Source organism: Burkholderia sp. Bp8992 (genome assembly GCF_003853705.1).
GTDB lineage: Bacteria > Pseudomonadota > Gammaproteobacteria > Burkholderiales > Burkholderiaceae > Burkholderia.
The window spans coordinates 14,347-33,742 of the sequence record NZ_QTQI01000028.1 but is presented as its reverse complement, the minus strand read 5'-3'; the positions used below and the strand labels follow the sequence as shown (position 1 = coordinate 33,742).

21 protein-coding genes and 3 tRNA genes are annotated in these 19,396 nt (G+C 67.3%); 15 read left to right on the top strand and 9 right to left on the bottom strand.

Annotated elements, in window-relative coordinates; all coding sequences use genetic code 11:
* Positions 1 to 31 precede the first annotated feature (31 nt).
* Genes rnc through nagZ form a run of 6 tightly spaced genes read left to right on the top strand, consistent with a single transcriptional unit; the run spans position 32 to position 5,295 of the window.
* On the top strand, positions 32 to 1,255 hold the full coding sequence (gene rnc / locus DIE03_RS30975) for a ribonuclease III (RefSeq protein ID WP_124456071.1): 1,224 nt from the start codon (positions 32 to 34) through the stop codon (positions 1,253 to 1,255).
* Between the two features lie 60 nt (positions 1,256 to 1,315).
* Positions 1,316 to 2,215: a GTPase Era gene (gene era, locus DIE03_RS30970; protein ID WP_124456014.1), complete on the top strand. Its 900-nt coding sequence runs from the start codon at positions 1,316 to 1,318 to the stop codon at positions 2,213 to 2,215.
* Positions 2,202 to 3,038 carry a DNA repair protein RecO gene (gene recO / locus DIE03_RS30965; RefSeq protein ID WP_124456013.1) on the top strand — a complete coding sequence of 279 codons (837 nt, stop codon included), beginning with the start codon at positions 2,202 to 2,204 and terminating at the stop codon, positions 3,036 to 3,038. The genes era and recO overlap by 14 nt, the downstream gene beginning before the upstream one ends.
* Complete coding sequence (pdxJ, locus tag DIE03_RS30960) at positions 3,035 to 3,811, top strand: pyridoxine 5'-phosphate synthase (protein WP_124456012.1); 777 nt, start codon at positions 3,035 to 3,037, stop codon at positions 3,809 to 3,811. The genes recO and pdxJ overlap by 4 nt, the downstream gene beginning before the upstream one ends.
* A gap of 10 nt (positions 3,812 to 3,821) precedes the next feature.
* A complete protein-coding gene (gene acpS, locus DIE03_RS30955; protein WP_021159685.1) occupies positions 3,822 to 4,250 on the top strand; it encodes a holo-ACP synthase in 429 nt (142 codons plus the stop codon).
* A 16-nt stretch (positions 4,251 to 4,266) separates the two neighbouring features.
* Positions 4,267 to 5,295 carry a beta-N-acetylhexosaminidase gene (gene nagZ, locus DIE03_RS30950; protein WP_124456011.1) on the top strand — a complete coding sequence of 343 codons (1,029 nt, stop codon included), beginning with the start codon at positions 4,267 to 4,269 and terminating at the stop codon, positions 5,293 to 5,295.
* A 171-nt stretch (positions 5,296 to 5,466) separates the two neighbouring features.
* On the opposite strand, the gene DIE03_RS30945 is transcribed toward nagZ, so the two are convergent.
* From DIE03_RS30945 to earP, 3 genes are all read right to left on the bottom strand, one after another.
* The gene (locus DIE03_RS30945; RefSeq protein ID WP_124456010.1) at positions 5,467 to 6,852 is read right to left on the bottom strand and encodes a sigma-54 dependent transcriptional regulator; all 1,386 of its coding nucleotides are present in this window, start codon (positions 6,850 to 6,852) and stop codon (positions 5,467 to 5,469) included.
* A gap of 269 nt (positions 6,853 to 7,121) precedes the next feature.
* The gene (gene efp / locus DIE03_RS30940; RefSeq protein WP_124456009.1) at positions 7,122 to 7,679 is read right to left on the bottom strand and encodes an elongation factor P; all 558 of its coding nucleotides are present in this window, start codon (positions 7,677 to 7,679) and stop codon (positions 7,122 to 7,124) included.
* Positions 7,680 to 7,807: 128 nt separating this feature from the next.
* Entirely contained in the window at positions 7,808 to 9,001 is a 1,194-nt protein-coding gene (gene earP / locus DIE03_RS30935; RefSeq protein WP_124456008.1) for an elongation factor P maturation arginine rhamnosyltransferase EarP, read from the bottom strand.
* A 76-nt stretch (positions 9,002 to 9,077) separates the two neighbouring features.
* On the opposite strand from earP, the gene uvrC reads away from it, so the two are divergent.
* The 5 genes from uvrC (at position 9,078) to DIE03_RS30910 (ending at position 12,338) form a co-directional block, all read left to right on the top strand.
* Positions 9,078 to 11,120, top strand: a complete 2,043-nt coding sequence (gene uvrC / locus DIE03_RS30930; protein WP_124456007.1) for an excinuclease ABC subunit UvrC — start codon at positions 9,078 to 9,080, stop codon at positions 11,118 to 11,120.
* Between the two features lie 108 nt (positions 11,121 to 11,228).
* Complete coding sequence (pgsA, locus tag DIE03_RS30925) at positions 11,229 to 11,816, top strand: CDP-diacylglycerol--glycerol-3-phosphate 3-phosphatidyltransferase (protein WP_034186518.1); 588 nt, start codon at positions 11,229 to 11,231, stop codon at positions 11,814 to 11,816.
* 145 nt (positions 11,817 to 11,961) lie between these two features.
* Positions 11,962 to 12,037 (top strand) — tRNA-Gly (locus DIE03_RS30920).
* 52 nt (positions 12,038 to 12,089) lie between these two features.
* Positions 12,090 to 12,165: transfer RNA gene (locus DIE03_RS30915), tRNA-Gly, on the top strand.
* A gap of 99 nt (positions 12,166 to 12,264) precedes the next feature.
* Positions 12,265 to 12,338: transfer RNA gene (locus DIE03_RS30910), tRNA-Cys, on the top strand.
* A gap of 87 nt (positions 12,339 to 12,425) precedes the next feature.
* On the opposite strand, the gene DIE03_RS30905 is transcribed toward DIE03_RS30910, so the two are convergent.
* Together DIE03_RS30905 and DIE03_RS30900 are read right to left on the bottom strand one after the other, a co-directional pair.
* Positions 12,426 to 12,974 (bottom strand): GNAT family N-acetyltransferase, encoded by a 549-nt coding sequence (locus DIE03_RS30905; protein WP_124456006.1) that lies wholly within the window; start codon positions 12,972 to 12,974, stop codon positions 12,426 to 12,428.
* Positions 12,975 to 13,020: 46 nt separating this feature from the next.
* On the bottom strand, positions 13,021 to 13,644 hold the full coding sequence (locus tag DIE03_RS30900) for a helix-turn-helix domain-containing protein (RefSeq protein WP_124456005.1): 624 nt from the start codon (positions 13,642 to 13,644) through the stop codon (positions 13,021 to 13,023).
* Positions 13,645 to 13,794: 150 nt separating this feature from the next.
* On the opposite strand from DIE03_RS30900, the gene DIE03_RS30895 reads away from it, so the two are divergent.
* Complete coding sequence (locus DIE03_RS30895) at positions 13,795 to 14,031, top strand: ParD-like family protein (protein ID WP_027783949.1); 237 nt, start codon at positions 13,795 to 13,797, stop codon at positions 14,029 to 14,031.
* Complete coding sequence (gene map / locus DIE03_RS30890) at positions 14,031 to 14,837, top strand: type I methionyl aminopeptidase (protein ID WP_124456004.1); 807 nt, start codon at positions 14,031 to 14,033, stop codon at positions 14,835 to 14,837. The genes DIE03_RS30895 and map overlap by 1 nt, the downstream gene beginning before the upstream one ends.
* Before the next feature lie 94 nt (positions 14,838 to 14,931).
* Here map and DIE03_RS30885 read toward each other — a convergent pair whose 3' ends face one another.
* Both DIE03_RS30885 and DIE03_RS30880 read right to left on the bottom strand, forming a co-directional pair.
* Positions 14,932 to 15,435 (bottom strand): GAF domain-containing protein, encoded by a 504-nt coding sequence (locus DIE03_RS30885; protein WP_124456003.1) that lies wholly within the window; start codon positions 15,433 to 15,435, stop codon positions 14,932 to 14,934.
* 79 nt (positions 15,436 to 15,514) lie between these two features.
* Positions 15,515 to 16,432: a LysR family transcriptional regulator gene (locus DIE03_RS30880; protein ID WP_124456002.1), complete on the bottom strand. Its 918-nt coding sequence runs from the start codon at positions 16,430 to 16,432 to the stop codon at positions 15,515 to 15,517.
* 110 nt (positions 16,433 to 16,542) lie between these two features.
* Between DIE03_RS30880 and DIE03_RS30875 the strand changes: the two genes are divergently transcribed.
* On the top strand, positions 16,543 to 17,409 hold the full coding sequence (locus DIE03_RS30875; protein WP_124456001.1) for a pirin family protein: 867 nt from the start codon (positions 16,543 to 16,545) through the stop codon (positions 17,407 to 17,409).
* 144 nt (positions 17,410 to 17,553) lie between these two features.
* Entirely contained in the window at positions 17,554 to 18,039 is a 486-nt protein-coding gene (locus tag DIE03_RS30870; protein ID WP_124456000.1) for a GNAT family N-acetyltransferase, read from the top strand.
* Positions 18,040 to 18,066: 27 nt separating this feature from the next.
* Here the strand turns inward: DIE03_RS30870 and DIE03_RS30865 are convergent, their stop codons facing one another.
* Both DIE03_RS30865 and DIE03_RS30860 read right to left on the bottom strand, forming a co-directional pair.
* Positions 18,067 to 18,936 carry a cytochrome c oxidase assembly protein gene (locus tag DIE03_RS30865; RefSeq protein ID WP_124455999.1) on the bottom strand — a complete coding sequence of 290 codons (870 nt, stop codon included), beginning with the start codon at positions 18,934 to 18,936 and terminating at the stop codon, positions 18,067 to 18,069.
* A gap of 10 nt (positions 18,937 to 18,946) precedes the next feature.
* Positions 18,947 to 19,393: a copper chaperone PCu(A)C gene (locus DIE03_RS30860; protein ID WP_124455998.1), complete on the bottom strand. Its 447-nt coding sequence runs from the start codon at positions 19,391 to 19,393 to the stop codon at positions 18,947 to 18,949.
* Positions 19,394 to 19,396: the final 3 nt, after the last annotated feature.

The window sequence follows — 19,396 nt, the reverse complement described above, 5'->3', positions numbered from 1 at the left end:
CCGACCGGGCGCCCGCGTTATACTCCTGCACATGCCCTCATCCCAGTTGGAAAGCCGGCTGCGCTACGAATTTCGCAATGCGGAATTGTTGCGCCAGGCTTTGACCCATCGCAGTCACAGTGCCACGCACAACGAACGGCTCGAGTTTCTCGGCGATTCCGTTCTGAATTGCGCGGTGGCCGCCCTTTTGTTCCAGCGTTTCGGCAAGCTGGACGAAGGTGACCTGTCGCGTGTACGCGCCAACCTCGTCAAACAGCAGTCGCTGTACGAAATTGCTCAGGCCCTGAATATCTCGGACGGCCTGCGGCTGGGCGAGGGCGAGTTGCGTAGCGGTGGGTTCCGTCGCCCGTCGATCCTCGCGGACGCGTTCGAAGCCATCATCGGGGCCGTGTTCCTCGATGGCGGCTTCGAAGCCGCCCAAGGGGTCATCAAGCGCCTCTATATCCCGATTCTCGACCACATCGATCCGCGCACGCTCGGCAAGGATGCGAAGACGCTGCTGCAGGAGTACCTGCAGGGGCACAAGATCGCCCTGCCGACCTACACGGTCGTCGCGACGCATGGTGCAGCGCACAATCAGCAGTTCGAGGTCGAATGCACGGTGCCGAAGCTGGACGTGAAGGTCTCGGGTTCCGGCGCGAGCCGGCGCGCGGCCGAGCAGGCCGCCGCGAAGAAGGCGCTCGACGAGGTGATGGCCGCCGCGCCGATGCTGGCCGCGAAGCCGAAACGATCGAAAAACGCGCGCGGGTCGAAGCATGTCGAACCTGAAATCGTGCCGGGCGTGAAGGGCGTGCAGGAAGCGCTCGATCTGCGCTCGCCCGAGCGGAAGGAACGCGCGGCTGCACGCGAGGCCAGGGCGGCCGCCGGTGCGGCGCCCGCGGCAACCGCTGCGACCGGCGCCGAGCCGGCCGTCGCGCCGATGGCCGCGATTCGCGCGGCGCATGTCGAGACGGCTGCCGACAAGGGCGAACGGGCGGCGAAGCCGGCGACCGACAAGGCGGCTGACAAGCCGGCCGAGCGGTCCGACAAGGCCGCGGAAAAGCCCGTCGAGGCCACGCCGCGTGTAACCGACAAGCCGGCCGGCCAGGCCGCCGATCCGGCATCCTCGTCCGCCGACAAGTCTTCCGCCGGATCCGACCCCGCTGCGCGCCCGACCGCGCGGGCGCGCGACGCCGCGGCACCGGACGCCGAGACGCCGCCGGGCGGCGCGAGCCTCGCTGCCGCGCAGGCGCGCGTGGCCGATGCCGACCACTGAATTGCCCAGCGATCGTGCCGCGCGCCGCGCGGCCGTTTCCGAACCTGTCTCCCAAACGATATGAACACTCCCGCTCCTACCGGTTTCCGTTGCGGCATGATCGCGATCGTGGGCCGCCCGAACGTCGGCAAGTCGACGTTGATGAACGCACTCGTCGGCCAGAAGATCAGCATCACGTCGCGCAAGGCGCAGACGACGCGCCACCGCATCACTGGCATCAACACGTTCGACGACGCGCAATTCGTGTTCGTCGACACGCCGGGCTTCCAGACCCGTCACAGCACCGCGCTGAACCGTTCGCTGAACCGCGCGGTCACGTCGACGCTGACGTCGGTCGACGTGATCCTGTTCGTGATCGAGGCCGGCCGCTTCGGGCCCGACGACCAGAAGGTGCTCGACCTGATCCCGCCCGGCATGCCGACGCTGCTGATCACGAACAAGATCGACCGTGTGGCCGACAAGGCCACGCTGTATCCGTTCATGCAGAAAATGAACGCGCTGCGCGAATTCGCCGAGCTCGTGCCGCTGTCGGCGCAGCAGCCGGACGACATCAAGCGCCTGCTCGAGACGATCAAGCCGTACCTGCCGGAAGGCGCGCCGATCTACGGCGAGGACGAGCTGACCGACCGCAGCTCGCGCTTCCTCGCGGCTGAAATCCTGCGCGAGAAAGTGTTCCGCTGGACCGGCGACGAGCTGCCGTACACGAGCACCGTCGTGATCGACAAGTTCGAGGAGGAAGGGCGGCTGAAGCGCATCTTCGCGACGATCCTCGTCGAACGCGATTCGCACAAGGCGATGGTGATCGGCAAGAAGGGCGAGAAGCTCAAGCAGATCAGCACCGAGGCGCGGATGGACATGGAGAAGCTGTTCGACGGCCCCGTGTACCTCGAGACCTTCGTGAAGGTGAGGAGCGGCTGGGCCGACAACGAGGCCGGACTGCGCGCCTATGGGTACGAATGACGCGCTGACGTCGACTGAAGACGCGGTGACGGCCGGCGCGAACGACGCGCCGCTGCCGGCGCCGCCCGAACCGCCGCGCAAGGCGCGGCGCGCGACGTCTCGCACGTCCGATTTCCGCGTCGCCGAGCAGCCGGCGTTCGTGCTGCACAGCTATCCGTATCGCGAAACGAGCCTGATCGTCGACGTGCTGACGCGCGATCACGGCCGGCTCGCGCTCGTCGCGAAGGGTGCGAAGCGCCCGCACTCCGCGCTGCGCGGCGTGCTGCAGACGTTCCAGCCGTTGCTGCTGTCGTGGTCCGGCAAATCCGAAGTGCGCACGCTCACGGGCGCCGAGTGGGTCGGCGGCATGCTGCCGCTCGGCGGCGACGGGTTGCTGTGCGGTTTCTACGCGAACGAGCTGCTCGTGAAATTCTGCGCGCGCGAGGATCCCCAGCCACCGCTGTTCAATCACTATGTGCTGACGCTCACGCGCCTCGCGCACGGCGAACCGGCGGTGCAGGTGCTGCGCTCGTTCGAGCGCGTGCTGTTGCGCGAGACCGGCTATGCGATGGCGCTGAACCGCACGGTCGCGCGCCGCGCGGTCGAGCCCGACCGCCGCTACGTGTTCGATCCCGAGCGCGGCGTGCGCAATGCGGACGACGACGTGCCGTCGCACTGGCCGGTGATCGCCGGACAGACGTTGCTCGACATGGAGCAGGACGATTACCATCGAGCCCAGACGGTCGCGCAAAGCAAGACGCTGATGCGCTTCCTGCTGAACACCTATCTCGGCGGTACGCCGCTTGCCACGCGTCAGATCCTGATCGACCTGCAAAACCTATGAGCTTCTTCCTGACAACGCCCACCGCCATCGACCTCGGCGTGAACATCGACCACGTCGCGACGCTGCGCAATGTGCGCGGCACGACCTATCCCGATCCGATCCGTGCGGCGCTCGCCGCCGAAGAGGCCGGCGCGGATGCGATCACGCTGCACCTGCGCGAGGATCGTCGCCACATCGTCGACGCGGACGTGCGCAAGCTGCGCCCGCTGCTGAAGACGCGCATGAACCTCGAATGCGCGGTGACGGCCGAGATGCTCGACATCGCATGCGAGGTGCGTCCGCACGACGCGTGCCTCGTGCCGGAGAAGCGCGAGGAACTGACGACCGAAGGCGGTCTCGACGTCGCCGGCCACTTCGAGTCCGTGCGTGCGGCGTGCAAGCAGCTGGCCGACGTCGGCGTGCGCGTGTCGCTGTTCATCGATCCGGACGAGACGCAGATCCGCGCCGCGCACGAAGCAGGCGCGCCGGTGATCGAGCTGCACACGGGCCGCTACGCCGAAGCGCACGACGAAGCCGAACAGCAGCGCGAGTACGAGCGCATCGTCGCGGGCGTGCAGGCCGGTGCGCAGCTTGGCCTGAAGGTCAATGCGGGGCACGGGCTGCATTACACGAACGTGCAGCAGATCGCCGCGATCGACGGCATCGTCGAGCTGAACATCGGCCACGCGATCGTCGCGCACGCGATCTTCGCGGGCTGGGACAACGCGGTGCGCGAGATGAAGGCGATCATGGTCGCCGCCCGCGTCGCCGCGCTGCACGGCGCCGCGCGCTGAAGGTACCGGCATGGCGATCTACGGCATCGGCACCGACATCGCCCAGGTGAGCCGCGTCGCGGCCGTGCTCGAACGCACGGGCGGCCGGTTTGCCGAGAAAGTGCTGGGCCCCGACGAACTGCGCGTGTTCCATGCGCGCCGCGCCCGCTCCGAGGCGCGCGGCATCGCGTTTCTCGCGACGCGCTTTTCCGCGAAGGAAGCGTTCTCGAAGGCGATCGGGCTCGGCATGCACTGGCCGATGACGTGGCGCGCACTGCAGACGCTCAACCACCCGAGCGGCGAGCCGTATGTGGTCGCGTCGGGCGAGCTGGCCGACTGGCTGGCCGCGCGCGGCATCACGGCGCGCGTGACGGTCAGCGACGAACGCGACTACGCGGTGTCGTTCGTGATCGCCGAGACGGACGCCGCACCTGCACCTGTTTCCCGAACCTCCTCCTGACGGATTTTCCGATTCGATGAAAACGACCCCCGGCCCGGTCATGCTCGACGTCGTCGGCACGGCCCTGTCGCGCGACGATGCGCGGCGCCTTGCGCATCCGAATACCGGCGGCGTGATCCTGTTCGCGCGGCACTTCCAGAATCGCGCGCAGCTGACCGCGCTGACCGACTCGATCCGCGCGGTGCGCGAAGACATCCTGATCGCCGTCGATCATGAAGGCGGGCGCGTGCAGCGGTTCCGCACGGACGGCTTCACGGTGCTGCCCGCGATGCGCCGCCTCGGCGAGCTGTGGGATCGCGACGTGCTGCTCGCGACGAAAGTCGCGACCGCCGTCGGCTATATCCTGGCGGCCGAATTGCGCGCCTGCGGGATCGACATGAGCTTCACGCCCGTGCTCGACCTCGACTACGGGCACTCGAAGGTGATCGGCGATCGCGCGTTCCATCGCGATGCGCGCGTCGTCACGCTGCTCGCGAAGAGCCTGAACCACGGGCTGTCGCTCGCCGGCATGGCGAACTGCGGCAAGCATTTCCCGGGGCATGGTTTCGCGGAAGCCGATTCGCACGTCGCGCTGCCGACCGACGACCGCACGCTCGACGCGATCCTCAAGCAGGACGTCGCGCCGTACGACTGGCTCGGCCTGTCGCTGTCCGCGGTGATTCCCGCGCACGTGATCTATACGCAGGTCGACAAGCGGCCGGCCGGATTCTCGCGCGTGTGGCTGCAGGACATCCTGCGCGGCAAGCTCGGCTTCGCGGGCGCGATCTTCAGCGATGACCTGTCGATGGAGGCCGCCCGCGAAGGCGGCACGCTCACGCAGGCAGCCGATGCGGCACTCGCCGCCGGTTGCGACATGGTGCTCGTCTGCAACCAGCCGGAGGCGGCCGAGGTCGTGCTGAACGGGCTGAAGGCGCAGCCGTCGGCCGAGTCGGCGCGGCGCATCAAGCGGATGCGTGCACGCGGCAAGGCGCTCAAGTGGGACAAGCTGATCGCGCAGCCCGAGTATCTGCAGGCGCAGGCGCTGCTGAAAAGCGCACTGGCATAAGCGGGAAGGGCATGGCGCGGTGCGCGTCGTACCGCGCACCAAAACAAGAAGCCGCGCAATCGCGCGGCTTTTTCATGGGTTGCGACAAGGGCGAAGCGGGCAGTCGGCGCGGTGGGTCATTGCGCAACTAACGGTCAAAGCCGGCCAACGCCCGCATTCACGGGCGCCCGCTCAGTTCACCTTCATCCGCTGCAGCTTGTTGTACAGCGTCTTCGGGCTGATGCCGAGCAGCGTGGCCGCACGGTGACGCGTGCCGCCGACCGCGTCGAGCGTTGCACGGATCAGCAGGTCCTCGACGTCGGACAGCGGCGTGCCGACCTTGATCTGCACGCTGCTGCCGTTCAGCGCAGCGCCGGCGGAGAAGCTCGGCTCGCCTGCGCGCAGCGTCTCGATGAAATCGCCGGACGCGTCGTACGCGAAGCGCACGCGCTCCTGCAGTTCGCGCACGTTGCCGGGCCATTCGTAGGACAGGCATTCGCGCACGAAGCCCGGCGCCGCGCGCTTGTCGGTCGTGCTGCGGCCGGTGGCGCGCGCTTCGCGGTTCAGTTCGTCGATCTGCGCGTCCGCGATCGCGAGCGCGTCGCCGTCGCGCTCGCGCAGCGGCGGCATCGTGATAGACGCCGCATCGAGGCGCAACCACAGATCCTCGCGCAGCGTGCCGTTCGCGACCGCTTCGCGCGCCGGGCGGCGCGTCGTTGCGATCAGCCGGAAATCGCTCGTGATCGAGCTCGTGCCGCCGATCCGCATGAAGTTCTGTGAATCGAGCGCGTGCAGCAGTGCTTCCTGCAGCACGAGCGGCAGCGCGGTGATCTCGTCGAGGAACAGCGTGCCGCCGCCGGCCTGTTCGAACAGGCCCGATTCGCGGCGCTCGGCGCCGTCGAATGCGCCGCGCTCGTGGCCGAACAGCACGCTGTCGAGCGACGCGCCGTGCCGGCCGGCCTGCGCGATTGTCCGGCAGTCGAACGACACGAACGGCCCCTTGCGGCGCCGGCTCAGGTCGTGCAGCGTGCGCGCAGCCAGCTTCTTGCCGGTCCCGGCTTCGCCGGAGAACAGCACGGCGGTTTCGGTGCGCGCGTTGTGCTCGATCATGTCGTACACGTGCTGCATCGCGTCGCTGCGGCCGACCAGTGCGCCGAAGCGGCCGAGATGGCGCAGCGACGCGCGCAGCGACTGCACTTCGTCGATCAGTTCGTACGGGCGCGGGATCCGCGCGAGCAGGCTGCGCAGGCGCGGGATGTTGATCGGCTTCAGCAGGTAGTCCCAGATGCCGTGACGCAGGCCCTCGATGGCGCTCTCGACCGTTGCGTTGCCCGTCAGCACGATGACGGGCAACGAGCCGTTCGGCTGTTGCTGCGGCAGGTGCTGGAGCAGGTCGAAGCCGCTGCCGTCCGGCAGGTTCAGGTCGACGAGGACGACATCGGGAATCGAGCGGCCAAGCGCCGTGCGCGCTTCGGCGAGCGACGTGGCCGTGTCGACCGAGAAGCCGTCTGCGGCAAGCAGCGCGGTGAGGCCGGAGAGACTGTTGGGATCGTCTTCGACAATCAGGGCGTGTGGCATGGTGGACGCGAGTCGAGTCAAGAGAGGCGGGCTGTCGGCCTTCGGAGCCGCAGCCGCATGTCAGATTAAAAACTGATTTTATGCCCCGCCGAACGCGGAACGCTCATTATTTCTCTGGCGCTATAAAACAGTTACCGATGATACAAATTGAATATCTTTACCGGTGGATTTTGTGCTTCTTATGCGGCTCGATCCCAGCCCGCTGTTGGCGCCAGACAAACAAAAAGCGCCCCGAAGGGCGCTTTGTTCGATGCGGGTATCGCTGACGATTACGCGCGGCTGCGGTATTCGTTCGTACGCGTATCGATTTCGATCTTGTCGCCGGTGTTGCAGAACAGCGGCACTTGCAGTTCGAAGCCCGTTGCGAGCTTGGCGTTCTTCAGCACCTTGCCCGACGACGTGTCGCCCTTGACGGCCGGTTCCGTATAGGTGATTTCGCGAACGAGGACCGTCGGCAGTTCGACCGAGATCGCCTTCTCGTTGTAGAACACGACTTCGCAAGCCATGCCGTCTTCGAGGTAGTTCAGCGCTTCGCCCATCATTTCGGCTTCGACTTCGAACTGGTTGTAGTCGGCGTCCATGAACACGTACATCGGATCGGCGAAGTACGAGTACGTCACTTCCTTGCGGTCGAGCACGACGACGTCGAACTTGTCGTCGGCCTTGTAGACCGATTCCTGACCTGCGTTCGTCAGCAGGTTCTTCATCTTCATCTTGACGACGGCGGAGTTACGGCCCGACTTGTTGTATTCGGCCTTGGCGATGACCCAGGCATCGTTGCCGATCTGCACGACGTTGCCTACGCGGAGTTCCTGTGCGGTTTTCATAAAAAACTGTCCTGATCAAATCAAATAAATAGGTGCCTGAGCGTTGCACAACGGCTGACGGCGCAAGCAGACGCGTTCCGTTGGGCGCCAAAAGCGAGCGCTTGCGTGGTCGGCCGTCGGATAACCGCTTATTTTAACTGAGATTTTGCGTATTCCGCCAGCTTTCCGGCGAGATCGCCGACGGCCGCGAGCGCATCGGCCCAGCGGGCCGCATTCGCGTCCAGTGCGGCGCGGTGTTGCCAGAAATCGGCCCAGTCGGGCGTGCCGGCGCCGTTCCACGCATGCCAGAACCGCTCGAGCGCGGCGCGCGGCGCGTCGGCGAGGCCGGCCGACAGGTGTGCGAGCGCGGCGTCGAGCTTCGGCAGGTGCACGTCGTCGGCCTGCGGGTAGATGTGCCATACGAACGGCTTGCGCGCCCACTGCGCGCGGACGAACGAATCCTCGCCGCGCACGAAATTGATGTCGGCCGCCCACAGCAGTGGATCGTAGTCGGCCTGCGGGACGAATGCGAGCCCGTGGGCGACCAGATTGCCGGCGCGCGCGTGGGTGCCCGCCGCGAACGACTCGACCCCGAAAAAGCGCGCGACGGCCGGCGACAGGCGGCCGGCCGGCACGAGCGCGACGACCGGCGACGGGCCGTCGCGCCATTGCGCGAGCAGCGCGTCGACGGCCGGGTTCTCGTACGCGAACAGGCTGACGACCGTCGTGCCGGGCGCCGGCGGCGCGCCGCCGGTCGCGCGCTGCCACCACGCGGCGCGCGCCGCGGTGTCGGTATCGAAGGCCGTCCGGCGCGCGTCGAGGTCGTGCTCCTTCGGCACGCCGCCCGTGCCGGCCGACAGGCCCGGGAAAAAGAACGTCTTCAGCAGCGGGTAGCGCGGATGGGGCGACGGCCGCAGATGGAAATCGGCGACCCAGTCCTCGGCGCTCAGGTATTCGAGGTTGATCCACACGGGGCGGCGCTCGCGGCGCGCCATCGCCGCGAGATACGCGCCGGGCAGCTCGCACGCGAACGCCTCGATCACGACATCGGCGATCTCCAGCGCGTCGCCGACTTCCGCATGCCAGTGCTCGATCACGATCGTGTCGACCGTCTGCCGCCCGGCGTCGGGGTCGACCGCCGGCAGCAGGCGTGCGAACGTGCGCAGGTCGTCGACGAACAGCCGAACCTGCCAGCCGTGCTCGTGTGCGAGCTGGCGCGCGACGCGCCAGCACACGCCGATGTCGCCGAAATTGTCGATGACGGTGCAGAAGAGGTCGCAGGCGATCGGTTCGCCCGGCGCGAGCGGCGCGGCGGGGAGTGGGGCAGCGGTGGTGCGTGGCATCGAAGCGGGCCGGTGAATGCTCTAAACTGGCGATTCTAATGGACCCGTTCCGCGTTACAAGGCGCCCGGATCACGCATGACAGCCCCAGAAGCCTCCGATACCCCGTTCGAACCGAAGAAGATCCTCGCGCAGTTGCCGCACATGCCCGGTGTCTATCGTTATTACGATGCGGCGGGCGCCGTGCTGTATGTCGGCAAGGCGCGCGACCTGAAGAAGCGCGTATCGAGCTATTTCACGAAGACCCAGCTGTCGCCGCGCATCGCGATGATGGTCACGCGCATCGCGCGCATCGAGACGACCGTCACGCGCTCGGAAGCTGAGGCGCTGCTGCTCGAGAACAACCTGATCAAGGCGCTCGCGCCGCGCTACAACATCCTGTTTCGCGACGACAAGTCGTACCCGTACCTGAAGCTCACCGCGCACCGCTTTCCGCGGATGGCCTACTACCGCGGGTCGGTCGACAAGCAGAACCAGTATTTCGGGCCGTTCCCGAGCGCGTGGGCCGTGCGCGAGAGCATCCAGATCCTGCAGCGCGTGTTCCAGTTGCGGACCTGCGAGGATTCGGTCTTCAACAACCGCACGCGGCCGTGCCTGCTGCACCAGATCGGGCGCTGCACGGCGCCGTGCGTCGGCGCGATCTCCGGCGAGGATTACGCGGTCGACGTGTCGAACGCCGCGCGGTTCCTGCTCGGCCGGCAGTCCGAAGTGATGAAGGAGCTCGAGCAGAAGATGCACGCGTTCGCGGCCGAGCTGAAATTCGAGCAGGCGGCGGCCGTGCGCAACCAGATGAGTTCGCTCGCGACGGTGCTGCACCAGCAGGCGATCGAGGTCGGCAGCGACAGCGACGTCGACATTCTCGCCGTCGTCGCGCAGGGCGGGCGCGTGTGCGTGAATCTCGCGATGGTGCGCGGCGGCCGGCATCTCGGCGACAAGGCGTATTTCCCGACGCACGTCGAAAGTGCACTGACGCTGGCCGAAGGCGGTCTGGGCGACGAGGCCGAAGCGTCGGAAGCGGCCGATGCAACCGGCGCGACTGTCGCGGCGGTGCCCGACCAGCCCGCGGAAGAAGCCGGCAGCGCGCGCGGCGGCGCGGCGGCGTCGGTCGAGGCCGAGGTGCTCGACGCGTTCATCGCGCAGCACTATCTCGGCAACCGCGTGCCGCCGGTGCTCGTCGTCAGCCATGCGCCCGCGAGCCGCGACCTGCTCGAACTGCTGTCGGAACAGGCCGGCCACAAGGTGTCGCTGGTGCGGCAGCCGCAGGGGCAGCGGCGTGCGTGGCTGTCGATGGCCGAACAGAATGCGCAGATCGCGCTCATGCGGCTGCTGTCCGAACAGGGCTCGCAGCAGGCGCGTACGCGCGCGCTGGCGGAAACGCTCGGCTACGACTGCGACGACCTCGCGACGCTGCGGATCGAGTGCTTCGACATCAGCCACACGATGGGCGAGGCGACGCAGGCGTCGTGCGTCGTCTACCACCATCACAAGATGCAGTCGGGCGAGTACCGCCGCTACAACATCACGGGCATCACGCCGGGCGACGACTACGCGGCGATGCGGCAGGTGCTCACGCGCCGCTACGAGAAGATGGTCGAGCAGGCCGCACAGGCGGCCGCGGTGGACGAAGCGGCCGGTATCGACGGCGAGTCGACGCGCCAGGCCGAGGCGTCGAGCCTGCTGCCGAACATCGTGCTGATCGACGGCGGCAAGGGTCAGGTCGAAATCGCGCGCCAGGTCTTCACCGAGCTGGGGCTCGACACGTCGATGCTGGTCGGCGTCGCGAAAGGCGAGGGGCGCAAGGTCGGCCTCGAGACGCTCGTGTTCGCGGACGGCCGCGCGCCGCTCGAACTCGGCAAGGAGAGCGCCGCGCTGATGCTCGTCGCGCAGATCCGCGACGAGGCGCACCGCTTCGCGATCACCGGCATGCGGGCGAAGCGGGCGAAGGCGCGCCAGACGTCGCGGCTCGAGGAGCTCGAAGGCGTCGGCGCGAAGCGCCGGCAGCGGCTGCTCGCGCGGTTCGGCGGATTGCGCGGCGTGGTGGCCGCGAGCGTCGAGGAGCTCGCGAGCGTCGAAGGCATCTCGCACGCACTCGCCGAACAGATCTACAGGCAGCTTCACTGAGCTTCACTGACATGGCCGTGCGGCCGGCTGCCGTGAGCGCTTTGTCGCGTTCTTGTGGCAGGCCGGTCGACACGGCACAATTGCGAATCCTTTACTGTCCCGCATGCCATGCCGTTCAATTTCCCGATTTTCCTGACGTGGGTACGGATCGTGCTGATTCCGCTCGTCGTCGGCGTGTTCTATCTGCCGGACACGGTGATGGGCGGCGCGCACCGCAATCTCGCGGCGGCGGCGATCTTCATCCTCGCGGCGCTGACCGACTGGTTCGACGGCTATCTCGCACGCAAGTGGAACCAGACGTCGTCGTTCGGCGCCTTTCTCGATCCGGTGGCGGACAAGCTGATGGTGACGGCCGCGCTGCTGATCCTCGTGCAGATTTCGCGGGTCGACGCGGCAATCGCGCTCGTGATCGTCGGTCGCGAGATCGCGATTTCGGCGCTGCGTGAGTGGATGGCGCAGATCGGCGCGTCGAAGAGCGTCGCGGTGAACCAGCTCGGCAAGTTCAAGACCGCGTGCCAGATGGTCGCGATCCCGATGTTGCTGTTCTACGGGCCGCTGCCGCTCGGCGTCGTGACGATCGACACGCGCGTGTGGGGCGAGTGGCTGATGTATCTCGCGGCGGTGCTGACGATCTGGTCGATGCTGTACTACATGAAGCTCGCATGGCCGCAGATTCGTGAGCGCGGTGGTGCGTGAGGGGGCGTCTCGCGATCGGTCGACGCAGTTTTTGTAAAAAGGGCTGGAAAAGCCCTTGACACACGAATGTGCCTTCGACATAATCTCGCTTCTCCGCTGCACGACGAAGTAAGTGTGTGACGGGGAAGCAGTAGCGCAGCAATACGCGGGAGTAGCTCAGTTGGTAGAGCGCAACCTTGCCAAGGTTGAGGTCGCGAGTTCGAGACTCGTCTCCCGCTCCAGATTTTTTCTGGCAGCGTGTTGGTCGGCGAAGCGCTGCAGATGCAGGACAATGCGGGAGTAGCTCAGTTGGTAGAGCGCAACCTTGCCAAGGTTGAGGTCGCGAGTTCGAGACTCGTCTCCCGCTCCAAGTAATGGGGAAGCCAAGCTTCCCTTTTTATTTGATGGACCCCCGGTCCTCGAATAAGAATCTGTCGCTTGCCTCACGGCATCCGGACAGTCCGCTTTTGGCGCGATAGCAAAGCGGTTATGCAGCGGCCTGCAAAGCCGTTTAGGCCGGTTCGACTCCGGCTCGCGCCTCCAGAAAAAGCCCCGCTTCGGCGGGGCTTTTCTTTTTTCAGCGTTGCTTTGCGGCCGCCGTGCATCGCGCATGCGACGGCCTCCGGTCGATCAGCCATCCACCGGCTGCGCCGGCGTCTCGAGCTTCAACTGATAGAACGCCGCATCGAGCCAGCGGCCGAACTTGAATCCCGCCTCCGTGATCGTGCCCGCGTGCACGAATCCCAGTTTCGTATGCAGTGCGATGCTCCCGGCATTGGTCGCGTCGATGCAGCCGACCAGCACGTGCACCTGCGCGTCGCGCGCACGCCGGACGACTTCGCGCAGCAGCAGCTCGCCGAGCCCGCGACCGCGCTGGTCGCTGCGCACATAGACGCTGTGTTCGACCGTGTACTTGAACGCGGGGAACGCGCGGAACGTGCCCCAGCTCGCGAAACCGAGCAGCGTGCCCGCTTCGTCGACGGCGCCGACGACCGGAAACCCGCCCGCGCGCTTCGTCGCGAACCACGTGACCATCGCTTCCGGCGGACGCGGCCGGTAGTCGTACAGCGCGGTCGAGTTCGCGATCGCGTCGTTCAGGATCGCGAGGATGGCCGCCGCGTGCTCGGCCTCGCTGCAATCGATCAGGCGCACGTCGTCGTGCTGTTTCGGGGAATTCATACGGGTTCCTGGTGATGTTGAACGGGGCATGCGCACGACGCGTGCATTACGCGCTCCGCACGCCGGCAGCGGCGGACGCATCGCAGATCACGACGACATAGCGTGCGGGATGCGGTGACGGATTGCTGAAGATCAGCGGCTGGTCGAGCCGCATGGCCAGGCAGTCGCCTTCGTGAAGTTCGTGAAGCGCATCGCCGAACGTGACGTCGACGCGGCCGCTGACGACCCACACCTGCTGATGCAGCGCGCTTTCGCGCCCACCGCTGTCGTACGCGACGCGCGCGCCGGGCGGGAAATCGACTTCGACGAGCTGGATCGGCGACGGCCAGCCGGCCGGGGAGAGGTTGCGCCGCACATAGCCGGACGCCGGATCGCGCCACTCGGCCTGCTGCGCACGCCGGGACAGCGGCTGCACGGGCGTGTCGGCCTGGTCGCCGCCGAACAGTCCGGCCAGCGACACGCCAAGGCCGGCCGCGAGCTTGTCGAGCACGACGGCCGTCGGGCTGGCCGATGCACGTTCGATGAGCGAGATCATCGAACGGCTGACGCCGGAGCGCGCGGCCAGCGCATCGAGCGTGTAGCCTCGAACGGTGCGCAGGTCGCGCACGCGCCGCGCGATGCGCTCGTTGATACCGGTGTCGTCGGCCGCGGTGATCGTTGATTCTTTCATGATGGATTTATTTTCCAGCAAACTGGAATTCGATGTCAACGGCATTCGAGGCGGCTGGCCGAAGGGGGGAGGCGGGACGCGGACGGCTTGCCCGACCGGCGCACGCGGCGTAATATACGAAATAGCTACGTTTCGTTTAATTGGGGATATATGGGTATCATCAAGATTTCCGAGCACATGCATGAACGGCTGCGCTCGACGAGCACGGCGCTGAGCCGTTCGATCAACGCGCAGGCCGAACACTGGCTGCGCGTCGGGATGCTGGCGGAACTCAACCCGGCGCTGTCCTACGGCGACATCTGCAAGATGTTGATCGAGGCAGAAGCGCGGGGCGGTGACGTGGGGCCGGCGGAGCCGGTCGCGCAGCATATCGAGCAGGTGGCGTAATGGCGAGGCGAGACATCCCGATCCGCGGCGCCGCGGAAATCGCCAAGTCGCGCGAAGCCGCGAAGCTCGCGTCGCAGGTGCTGACGATGATCACCGAGCACGTGAAGCCGGGCGTGACCACCGACGAGCTGGATGCGCGCTGCCGCGAATACATCGTCGACGAACTCGGCGCGATTCCCGCGAACATCGGTTACCACGGCTATCCGAAGACGCTGTGCACGTCGGTCAACCACGTGGTCTGTCACGGCATTCCGACGTCGCGGCCGATGCGCGACGGCGACATCGTGAACCTCGACATCGCGGTGATCAAGGACGGCTGGTTCGGCGACACGAGCCGCATGTATTTCGTCGGCGAACCGAACGAACTCGCGCGGCGCCTCGTCGCGGCGACCTACGAGGCGATGCACGCGGGCATCCGCGCGGTGCGTCCGGGTGCGACGCTCGGCGACGTCGGCTATGCGATCCAGCAGGTCGCGCATCGAGAAGGGTTCAGCGTGGTGCGCGAGTATTGCGGGCACGGCATCGGCGACGTCTATCACGACGAGCCGCAGGTGCTGCACTACGGCCGCCCGGGCACCGGCGTGCCGCTGCGGCCGGGGATGATCTTTACGATCGAGCCGATGCTCAACGCGGGCAAGCGCGACACGCGCGTGCTGGCCGACGGCTGGACGGTCGTCACGAAGGACCATTCGCTGTCCGCGCAATGGGAGCACATGGTCGTGGTGACGGAAACGGGCTTCGAGGTGCTGACCGAGGACGCGAAGCCGCAGGCGTTTGCGGCGCTGTCGGGCACGCACGCGGCCTGACGCCGGCAGCCGCCGCACGCGGCGGCGCAGCGCTGCAATGAAACGGGCCCCTTCGCGGGGCCCGTGTCGTGTGCGGCGAACGGTGCGGGGAGGCTCAGCCGCGCGCCTTCTGCCACGCGTGTTCGACGAATACGCGGCACAGCGCTTCCATGCCTTTGCGGTCCTCGTCGTCGAAGCGCGCGGCGACCGGGCTATCGACGTCCCACACGCCGATCAGCGTGCCGTCGCCGGCCACCAGCGGGACGACGATCTCCGATTCCGAGGCCGCGTCGCACGCGATATGGCCGGGAAATTCATGCACGTCGCGCACGACCTGCGTCTCGCGCGTCCGCGCGGCCGTGCCGCACACGCCCTTGCCGAGCGCGATGCGCACGCAGGCGGGCTTGCCCTGGAACGGGCCGACGACGAGCTCGGTGCCGTCGAAGAAGTAGAAACCGGCCCAGTTGAGGCGATCGAGCGAGTGATAGACGAGCGCGGAGAAATTCGCCGCGTTTGCCGTCAGGTCGCGTTCCGACTCGACGAGCGCGCGCGCCTGCTCGACGAGCGTCGCGTATTGATCGGCCTTGGAGGCGTTGGGGTCGTTGGACAGCGTGAACATGGCGGGAAAGCGATAAGGGTTGTGAAAATGCGCGTGGCGCGTACCGCAGTCTACGGCACGCGCGCGCGGTCTGCAGTGCTCAGTCGGGTTCGAGTTCGGCAAACCGTTCCGCGAGGAAGTCGAGCAGCGCGCGCACCGCAGGCAGCAACCCCCGGCGCGACGCGAACACCGCGTGCACGATCTCGCGGCGCGGCGCCCAGTCCGGCAGCACGGTGACCAGTTCGCCGCGCGCGACCTCGTCGCGCACCATCATCGTCGGCAACTGCACGACGCCGACACCGGCGACGGCCGCCGCGCGCAGCGCGAGCATGCCGCCCGTCACGAAGCGCGGCTGGTGATGGATTTCCGCGTGCGCGCCATCGGGCCCGCGCAGCCGCCACACGTGGGTGGACTGCGGCACGCCGTGATCGAGGCTCGGCAGGCGCGTGAGATCGGCGGGAACGGCCGGCGCGCCGTGCTCGCGCAGCAGTGCAGGGCTCGCGACGAGGCACTGGCCGCGCTCGGCCAGCACGCGCAGCGCGAGATCGCTGTCTTCGAGCGGCGGCGGGCGCACGCGGATCGCGACGTCGATGCCTTCGCCGACCACGTCGACACGCCGGTTGGTCGCTTCCAGATGAATCTCGACACGCGGGCACGCGGCCATGAACGCGGCAATCATCGCACCGACCAGCGAATCGAGCAGCACGATCGGGCAGCTGACGCGCACGATGCCGCGCGGCTCCTCGTGCAGCAGCGCGATCGCCTCGTCGGCCGCATCGGCCTCGACGAGCATCGCGCGGCAGTGCGCGTAGTAGGTCTGGCCGACGTCGGTGACCGTGAAACGGCGCGTCGAACGCTGGATCAGCCGCATGCCGAGCCGCGCCTCGAGCAGCGCGATGCGGCGGCTGAGCTTCGATTTCGGCATGTCCAGCGCACGCCCCGCCGGCGCGAAGCCGCCGTGTTCGACGACCTGCACGAAGTAGTAGAGATCGTTCAGATCCCGTGCTTTATCGTTCATGAAATAGAACGCTGAGTGCGATTTCGGCAGTCTACCGGATCGATCGTTCCACCTCTATATTGCTACTCATGGATGCGAAACACGTGTTTCGCCGCAATTCGGAGAAGGCAATGAAGAAGATCCAGGGTGTGTACAGTGCGCCGCGCGGCCATTGGGTCGGCGACGGTTTCCCGGTGCGTTCGATGTTCAGCTACCAGTCTCACGGCACGCACCTGAGCCCGTTCCTGCTGCTCGACTACGCAGGCCCCGCGACGTTCGAGCCGGCCACGGCGCCGCGCGGCGTCGGCCAGCATCCGCACCGCGGGTTCGAAACGGTGACGATCGTCTATGACGGCGAAGTCGCACACCGCGACTCGACCGGCGCAGGCGGCGTGATCGGCCCGGGCGACGTGCAATGGATGACGGCCGCGAGCGGGATCCTCCATGAGGAATTCCACTCGGAAGCGTTTACGAAGCGCGGTGGTGCGCTCGAGATGGTCCAGCTGTGGGTGAACCTGCCCGCCGCCGACAAGATGGGCGCGCCCGGCTATCAGACGCTGCTGAACGCGGACATCCCCGTGGTCGAGCTGCCGGAGGGGGCAGGGCGTGCGCGGATCATCGCCGGTGAACTCGACGGGCGACGCGGCCCGGCCCGCACGCACACGCCGATCGACGTGTGGGACGTGCGGCTCGTGGCAGGCGGTCATGCGCGGTTCCCGGTCGCCGAAGGGCGCACGCTCGCGGTGGTCGTGCTGAGCGGCACCGTGCAGGTGAACGGCGAGACGGTCGCTCGCGAAGCGCAGTTCGTGCAACTCGGTCGCGACGGCAGCGATGTCGAGATCGAGGCAAACGGCGACGCGAAGCTGCTGATCCTGAGCGGCGAGCCGATCGACGAGCCGGTCGTCGGCTACGGGCCGTTCGTGATGAACTCGCAAGCGGAGATCCGTACCGCGATCGAGGACTTCAACGGCGGCCGCTTCGGCCAGATGCCGGCATGACGGTCATGACGGCATGACGAACAGGCCCCGCGCCATGCGGGGCCTTTTTTTCGTGCGCGAGCAAGCGGTCGCGCACGATGTGCGCTTGGAGGCATAATCGTTGATTGTCGCGCGCCGGCCGGCGCGCCTGAATCAGGGCCGTACATGAACGCATCCGCCGCATCCCCGAACGCCGCCGATCTCGACTGGCGCTGGAAATCCTTCGACGCGCTGACGGCGCGCGAGGTCTATTCGATCCTCGAGGCGCGCAGCGCCGTGTTCGTCGTCGAGCAGAACTGCGTGTATCGCGACATCGACGACGCGGACCAGGTCGCGTGGCACCTCGCCGCATTCGATCCGGCCGGCCGCCTGGCCGGCTATCTGCGCGTGCTGCTGCCCGATGCGCAACACACCGACGTGCGGATCGGCCGCGTGCTGACGACCGCCGCGTTTCGTGGCGCGGGCCTCGGCAACGGGCTGCTGTCGCGCGCGCTCGAGCATATCCGCGCGCAGTGGCCGGATACGCCGGTGAGCCTGCATGCGCAGGCTCACTTGCAGCGTTTCTACGGGGCGTTCGGCTTCACGCCGAGTTCGGACGTGCACGACGAGGACGGCATCCCGCACGTGTGGATGAGCAGCGCGCGCGCGTGATGCGCGACGCGCCGCGCCGCGCAACGGTCAGTGCGCGGCGCGCGGCACCGGCGGCTTGTCCGCGTGCCGCACCGCGCGTTCGCCGATCAGGCGGCCGCGCGCGGACAGCCGCAGCCAGTGCCGCAGCGCGATCAGCGCGCCGATCACGCTCATCATCGAGCCCGGAATCCACAGCAGCAGCCCGCCGATCTGCTGATCGCGCAGCGGGCTCAGCCACGTGAACGCGCGGCCGCAGATCGAGTAGATCGGATACAGCTCGTGCGGCGTGAAGAAGATCAGCGCGCCGAGCGCGATCTGCGGCGGAATCGCCGCGACGACGATCAGGATCCGGCGGCCCGGCGACAGCCGCGCGGGCGGCGCGGGCCGCGGATCGACCACCAGCCACCAGAACAGCAGCCCGTCGATCACCATGCTCCAGTTCATCACGCGATAGAGGCGCCAGTCGAGCATCGCGATGAAGTGGATCGGCGACAGCAGCCAGAAATAGATCAGCCCGACGAACAGCACGACCGCGACGACCGGATGAAACACCACGTCGAGCGTCGCGCGCACGGGCGCCCACGCGAGCGCGGGGCGCACGAAGCGCTGCCGCCAGCTGAACGGGATGCCCGCGCGGATCGCGGCGCCCGGATACGACAGCGCGATGAAGAACGGCCCGAGGTGGTGCAGCACGAGGTGCTGCGCGCGGTGCAGGAAGAACTCGTGCTCGAAGAAATAGTCGAGCCGCGTATGCAGCGCGATATAGAGCGCCGTCAGCCCGAACCAGAACGAGAACTGCCGCAGCGGCGTCACCTTCGCCTTCTTCGCGCCGCGCGCGAACAGCACGGCCGCCGCCAGTACCGCGATGACGACGGTCGGCGACGGTTCCCACGGATCGAGCCAGTACAGGAGGTTCATCGCGCGCGGCTTACTTCGTCTGGGCCGGCGACTTCACGGCGAACGGTGCGTCGACGGTTTCGCCGTCGGAGAATTTCAGGCGCAGGTGCACGGTGTCGCCCGGCTTGATCGCGTGCTTCGGCTCCTCGAGCATGAAGTGATAGCTGCCTGGCGCGATGTCGACCTTGCCGCGTGCGGGGATCGTCAGCTTGTCGACCATTTCCATCTTCTGCGTCGAGCCGTTCGACACGGTCTGGTGCAGCATCGCCATCCCGTAGTCGGGACTGTCGACGTCGACGAGATCGACGGGCTTGTCGCCAGTGTTCACGAGCGTCACGTAGCCGCCCGCCGGCAGCTTGTTCGGCAGCCAGCGCACCCATGCGCCCTGCGCGGTGATCGCACCGGCGGCATACGCTTGGGCGCCGGCGCACAGCGCGGCGAGGAGGGCGAACGTCTTGAGGGTCGTCTTCGTCTTCATGTC

Excerpts from the sequence above, each read along its gene's own strand:
- rnc (WP_124456071.1), top strand. The coding sequence starts at position 32 with ATGCCCTCATCCCAGTTGGAAAGCCGGCTGCGCTACGAATTTCGCAAT.
- era (WP_124456014.1), top strand. The coding sequence starts at position 1,316 with ATGAACACTCCCGCTCCTACCGGTTTCCGTTGCGGCATGATCGCGATC.
- recO (WP_124456013.1), top strand. The coding sequence starts at position 2,202 with ATGGGTACGAATGACGCGCTGACGTCGACTGAAGACGCGGTGACGGCC.
- pdxJ (WP_124456012.1), top strand. The coding sequence starts at position 3,035 with ATGAGCTTCTTCCTGACAACGCCCACCGCCATCGACCTCGGCGTGAAC.
- acpS (WP_021159685.1), top strand. The coding sequence starts at position 3,822 with ATGGCGATCTACGGCATCGGCACCGACATCGCCCAGGTGAGCCGCGTC.
- nagZ (WP_124456011.1), top strand. The coding sequence starts at position 4,267 with ATGAAAACGACCCCCGGCCCGGTCATGCTCGACGTCGTCGGCACGGCC.
- DIE03_RS30945 (WP_124456010.1), bottom strand. The coding sequence starts at position 6,852 with ATGCCACACGCCCTGATTGTCGAAGACGATCCCAACAGTCTCTCCGGC.
- efp (WP_124456009.1), bottom strand. The coding sequence starts at position 7,679 with ATGAAAACCGCACAGGAACTCCGCGTAGGCAACGTCGTGCAGATCGGC.
- earP (WP_124456008.1), bottom strand. The coding sequence starts at position 9,001 with ATGCCACGCACCACCGCTGCCCCACTCCCCGCCGCGCCGCTCGCGCCG.
- uvrC (WP_124456007.1), top strand. The coding sequence starts at position 9,078 with ATGACAGCCCCAGAAGCCTCCGATACCCCGTTCGAACCGAAGAAGATC.
- pgsA (WP_034186518.1), top strand. The coding sequence starts at position 11,229 with ATGCCGTTCAATTTCCCGATTTTCCTGACGTGGGTACGGATCGTGCTG.
- DIE03_RS30905 (WP_124456006.1), bottom strand. The coding sequence starts at position 12,974 with ATGAATTCCCCGAAACAGCACGACGACGTGCGCCTGATCGATTGCAGC.
- DIE03_RS30900 (WP_124456005.1), bottom strand. The coding sequence starts at position 13,644 with ATGAAAGAATCAACGATCACCGCGGCCGACGACACCGGTATCAACGAG.
- DIE03_RS30895 (WP_027783949.1), top strand. The coding sequence starts at position 13,795 with ATGGGTATCATCAAGATTTCCGAGCACATGCATGAACGGCTGCGCTCG.
- map (WP_124456004.1), top strand. The coding sequence starts at position 14,031 with ATGGCGAGGCGAGACATCCCGATCCGCGGCGCCGCGGAAATCGCCAAG.
- DIE03_RS30885 (WP_124456003.1), bottom strand. The coding sequence starts at position 15,435 with ATGTTCACGCTGTCCAACGACCCCAACGCCTCCAAGGCCGATCAATAC.
- DIE03_RS30880 (WP_124456002.1), bottom strand. The coding sequence starts at position 16,432 with ATGAACGATAAAGCACGGGATCTGAACGATCTCTACTACTTCGTGCAG.
- DIE03_RS30875 (WP_124456001.1), top strand. The coding sequence starts at position 16,543 with ATGAAGAAGATCCAGGGTGTGTACAGTGCGCCGCGCGGCCATTGGGTC.
- DIE03_RS30870 (WP_124456000.1), top strand. The coding sequence starts at position 17,554 with ATGAACGCATCCGCCGCATCCCCGAACGCCGCCGATCTCGACTGGCGC.
- DIE03_RS30865 (WP_124455999.1), bottom strand. The coding sequence starts at position 18,936 with ATGAACCTCCTGTACTGGCTCGATCCGTGGGAACCGTCGCCGACCGTC.
- DIE03_RS30860 (WP_124455998.1), bottom strand. The coding sequence starts at position 19,393 with ATGAAGACGAAGACGACCCTCAAGACGTTCGCCCTCCTCGCCGCGCTG.